Origin of the sequence: Gluconobacter sp. P1D12_c (genome assembly GCF_018812105.1) — a bacterium.
GTDB classification, from domain to species: Bacteria; Pseudomonadota; Alphaproteobacteria; order Acetobacterales; family Acetobacteraceae; genus Gluconobacter; species Gluconobacter oxydans_A.
Window position 1 is genome coordinate 1 of the sequence record NZ_JACSIQ010000818.1, and the last position, 369, is coordinate 369.

General features: G+C 59.9%; 1 protein-coding gene. It reads right to left on the bottom strand.

The features are described from left to right. Positions 1-183 (bottom strand): MerR family transcriptional regulator (locus KP705_RS19345; RefSeq protein WP_215765486.1); only part of this gene is annotated, 183 nt, incomplete at its 3' end. Positions 184-369 lie beyond the last annotated feature (186 nt).

Genomic DNA, 369 nt, shown 5'->3' on the forward strand with positions numbered 1-369 from the left:
CTCGAAGCCCAGCTCGCGGGAATGACGAATRAAGTTGAGCCGGGCGACCTCGTCCGCATCGAAGCGCCTTTGCCGCCCTTCCGTTCGTGCCGGTGTCGGAAGAAGCCCGACGCCTTCGTAGTAGCGGATCGTCGGCACCTTGACCCCAGTGCGCCGCGCCAACTCGCCAATCGAGATCCTCATGGTGCTTTTCCCTTGAAGCTCTAGTGGCTAGAGATTGTAGGGTGATCCCGAGAAGGAGTCACCCATGTCTGAGAACTGCTGCAAGTCCGAGACYGCCTGTTGCGCTCCGCCACCTCTGGTCGTGCCCACGAAAACAGTCACACCAACCGTCGAGGTGACGACATGCGGCACCGTCGAGAATATTTG